This is a genomic window from Chitinophaga sp., from assembly GCF_035538455.1.
Classification (GTDB): domain Bacteria; phylum Bacteroidota; class Bacteroidia; order Chitinophagales; family Chitinophagaceae; genus Chitinophaga.
Genome location: NZ_DATLKJ010000119.1, coordinates 1 through 4,016 on the forward strand (window position 1 = coordinate 1; position 4,016 = coordinate 4,016).

General features: G+C 44.9%; 5 protein-coding genes and 1 pseudogene. 4 read left to right on the forward strand and 2 right to left on the reverse strand.

Annotated elements, in window-relative coordinates; all coding sequences use genetic code 11:
* The 3 genes from VM802_RS14410 to VM802_RS14420 all read left to right on the forward strand — a co-directional run.
* A partial coding sequence (locus VM802_RS14410) for a class I SAM-dependent methyltransferase (RefSeq protein WP_325531634.1) occupies positions 1 to 804 on the forward strand: 804 nt, incomplete at its 5' end.
* 1 nt (position 805) lies between these two features.
* The gene (locus VM802_RS14415) at positions 806 to 1,201 is read left to right on the forward strand and encodes a lysozyme inhibitor LprI family protein (RefSeq protein WP_325531636.1); all 396 of its coding nucleotides are present in this window, start codon (positions 806 to 808) and stop codon (positions 1,199 to 1,201) included.
* Between the two features lie 121 nt (positions 1,202 to 1,322).
* Positions 1,323 to 1,751: a hypothetical protein gene (locus VM802_RS14420; RefSeq protein ID WP_325531638.1), complete on the forward strand. Its 429-nt coding sequence runs from the start codon at positions 1,323 to 1,325 to the stop codon at positions 1,749 to 1,751.
* A 96-nt stretch (positions 1,752 to 1,847) separates the two neighbouring features.
* Here VM802_RS14420 and VM802_RS14425 read toward each other — a convergent pair whose 3' ends face one another.
* Positions 1,848 to 2,990 carry a formimidoylglutamase gene (locus VM802_RS14425; protein WP_325531640.1) on the reverse strand — a complete coding sequence of 381 codons (1,143 nt, stop codon included), beginning with the start codon at positions 2,988 to 2,990 and terminating at the stop codon, positions 1,848 to 1,850.
* Positions 2,991 to 3,112: 122 nt separating this feature from the next.
* Complete coding sequence (locus tag VM802_RS14430; protein ID WP_325531642.1) at positions 3,113 to 3,361, reverse strand: hypothetical protein; 249 nt, start codon at positions 3,359 to 3,361, stop codon at positions 3,113 to 3,115.
* A gap of 337 nt (positions 3,362 to 3,698) precedes the next feature.
* On the opposite strand from VM802_RS14430, the pseudogene VM802_RS14435 reads away from it, so the two are divergent.
* Positions 3,699 to 4,016, forward strand: a pseudogene (locus VM802_RS14435) (glycosyltransferase); the annotation flags it as partial.

Below are 4,016 nucleotides of genomic sequence, written 5' to 3' on the forward strand. Positions count from 1 at the left end.
AACGATAACCAGGAATACCTCTCTGTCAACAAAGCATTGTGGAACCAGCGTATATCCGTTCACGTTACATCTGATTTTTATGATGTACCCGCATTCCTCAATGGCAAAAGTTCGCTCAACAGTATCGAACTGGAATTGCTGGGTAACATTCAACAACAAAGTATCCTGCACCTCCAATGTCACTTCGGGCAGGATACTTTGTCTATGGCCAGGATGGGCGCTTCCGTTACCGGTGCCGATCTCTCAGACGCCGCAATAGAAGAAGCACGCAAACTGGCGGCACAGCTGCATCTGAGCAACAAGTCCCGCTTTGTTTGCTGTGACCTCTACAGCCTTCCTGCCCACCTCCGGGGTACCTTCAATATTGTATTCACTTCTTATGGCACTATTGGCTGGCTTCCGGACCTCAGCAAGTGGGCCGCCGTAGTCAACCACTTCCTGGAACCCGGCGGACAATTTATCATGGCCGATTTTCATCCGGTTGTCTGGATGTTCGATAGTACCTTTACAAAGGTCGGATACGGCTATTTCAATACTACAACTATCGTGGAGAAAGAGGAAGGGACATACGCTGATCCCAATGCCGGTATCAGCAATCTTTCCTATTCCTGGAATCATCCGCTCAGTGATATTATTACCGCATTAACCGCCCAGGGGCTGCAGTTGCAGGTTTTCAGGGAATATGACTACTCGCCCTATAACTGCTTCAGCAATACCACACAACAGGGCGATCGCTTTTATATCAAAGGACTGGAAGGAAAACTCCCGATGGTGTACGCTCTTAAATTCATAAAACCTCACTGATATGAAGTCACTGTTTACTGTCATGCTGCTCATCACCGGCAGCCTTACCGTCTTTGCACAAACCCAGTCGGACCTGAACAAGAAAGCCGCTGAAGAATATAAGGCCGCAGATAAAGAGCTGAATAACATCTATCAGCAGATCATGAAAGACTATACCGCCAACAAAACATTCACCGGCAACCTCCGGGATGCACAGCGCCTCTGGGTACAATTCAGGGATGCACAGGTGAAAACAATGTTTCCCGATCCTGCTAAAAACTACGGCAGCGCCTTCCCGATGTGCAAATCCAACTACCTCACAGAGCTTACACACCAAAGAGCGGAAGCACTACGGGTATGGCTAAACGGAATGACACAGGGCGACATATGCAGCGGCTCTGTTGGCGCAAAACAATAAAAGAATAAGGTGTTAGCCCTTAACTGTCAGAAACTTAACTTAAACCTGACAGCTAAAAGCTAACACCTTTCTTTTTTACATAGAATTTTTTATACATTTGTTGCATATCCTAACCTAACCTATGAGAAGCCTTCTTACTGTCACTATGCTAACGTGTGGGCTGGGGCTTTTGATAAGCATCAGCGCCCATTCCCAATCACGGGCCACCGCACTGGATACGCTTGAAATGCGCTATCAGCAGTGTCTTACAAGTAATCACAACATGTACAATTGTGCGCTTAACTATTACAAGCAGCTGGACAGCTTGCTGTACAACACCCTGCAGTATATTTACAGCCACATCGATACCAACAAACAATACCAGTTGCAAACCGATCAGGGTGCCTGGGAGGCCAGAAAGGAAGAATACTTCAAAAAAATAGATGAACGTGTGGAAAAACTGCACAAATCAACACTGGCCGGCCTTAACGACGATATGATCTCCACAGACAATAAAGCCGCCTTTCTTAAAGACCGGCTGTCACTGTTATTTAAGGATTTCACTATTTGATTTAGTTATTTAGGTATTTAAATGCAGCGGAAATGATAGTAGTTGTTTAAATAACTAATAATCTCCCCTGCATTTAAATACCTAAATAACTAAATATCACAGTCTCTCCTGGTGTCTCAGCCACCTCTCCGGCATCTCATTGTTGCTGGCAAGCAGGTAATCGTTGTAGGCGCATGGCACAAACTCATGGTCTGGCAATTGCATCCACCAGCGGCCTGTCTTTTTACTTTTAAGAAATACCGTTTCTATATCGGAGAAGGCTATATGAAATTCCCAGAACGCGTCACGGTCCTCCAGGTGAGCCTCGCGGTTTCTTACGGCGCGGCCATCCATAAAGTACCAGAGCATCTGCGCAATCTGTTTGGCAGTAAGTTGCCCTTTATCCCTGGAGACCTCGTAGCCATATATACCGAAGGAAGACAAACGGCTGCTCATACCGGCGTAGCGGGCCAGTGAACAGGCTTCTTCTCCACTGAATCCGTTAGGGGAGAGGTGATTCGCAGGAGCATCAGTATGTCGGATGATATTGATATCGAGGCTGAAAAGGTCTGAATGACGCAACACAGGCTCCGCCTCTTCCATATTCTCACGGATACGGCCAAGGCGGTAGCAGTCAAAACGGAGTTTGTCGAGCGTTTCCAACATCCGCGGATGTACGAAATAACTCTGGAATCCGAGGTGATTATAATGACGAAGATAGTTAGGCTGTTCGGTGAGCATGTCCATGAGAAAGCGCTCGCTGCGGAGTTTGGAGTCTTCCTGCAGGTCTATCAGCGCATCTGCAACGGTAGCTTCAATGATGAGCTGTTGCGACGCATAGGCTTTGTATTGCGCATACGTAAGATCATGAGAGCCGCCAAGTATGAGTACTGTCTTGTTGGCCGAGAGCAGTTCACTGATCACCGTTTTCATAGCAGCGTAAGCATCGGCTAGTTGTGCGCCGGAGCGCAGGTTGCCGATATCAGCGACTTTAATGTCGCGGTGCCAGTTGTACAATTTGTAAAGTTCACGGCGTATAGTATCAGGCCCGTTAGTGCTGGTTCTTCCGGAGGTGCCTCCACGTTCTTCACCTACACCCAACAGAATAATGTCTGCAGCTTCAAGATCAGGTTGATGTTCTTCTTCAAATACATCAATGGTACCGCCGGTCTGGAAGGCATCATATTCCTGGTCATCGTTGAGAAATGCTTTGGATACCGGTTGTAAGAAATCTTGCAGGTGCGAAAAATCGGCCATCATCTAATGGATTTGTTTGATGGCAAACGTACAACAAGAATTTAATAAAAAGCACAACAAACAGACAAGCAGCTGGCACATGCTACTATAACGGGAATTCCTAATGCACACGTACTTACAAGGTACTAGTTCTTGTGAATTATAAATTCAAATGGCTTATGCGTCTTGCGCGATATAGCCTTTTCGATAACAGAGCGTTTGCTCGTCACTCTGCTTTTGTTACAATCTACTACTTCCATAACCGCACACAGGTAATCCATTGTTTCAATCAGCGAAAGCATTTCACTGATCTGCCTTACGGCTGATTGAATTTGCTGCTCAGTGTACCTATCTTCATGTAGCAGGATTAATAAATCTCTATCTACAGGTTTCATGAATAAAAAATTTGACTGTTCCCCAATGTTGTTTAAATAAGGCTATTCATGGGATGTTTCAAAAAGATAAGGCTAAATTGTTAGATGCATACAGATGGTCTTTAGTGCATTCGTTTCTTGTTCATAGTGGGACAACCGCAATCATTTTTCTTAAATACCTTGCACCCTGTCATCGCTAAACTTCCACAAAGAAAAAAGATCACCATCCATTTGATACGTTTCATACTGCAGTTTAATGTACTTTCTGTTTTATAAAATTCCGACCTCAAGAGTTTACTTTTTCTTAACAATGCCCATTTGTAATTTAAGCTAAATTCGCAAAAAAAATTAAATTTATTTGTCCACAATCCTGTCTCCCGCCAAAATTTTAATAGTCCCTCTGGATTGGGGTCTCGGACACGCCACCCGCGATATCCCCCTTATCCATGAAATGCTAAACGCAGGCGCTCAGGTTTTTATTGCAGCTGAAGGAAAACATGCCGCTCTCTTGCAGCAGGAATTCCCGCAAATAACCATCCTGCCGCTTCCTGGATACCGAATTCAGTACGCTCAAAAAGGTAAGTTCTTCGGAATGAAGATCATACAACAGATTCCAAAGATCTACAGAGCTGTCAGCTATGAACAACGGTGGCTTAAAAAAATTGTTAAAGAATAC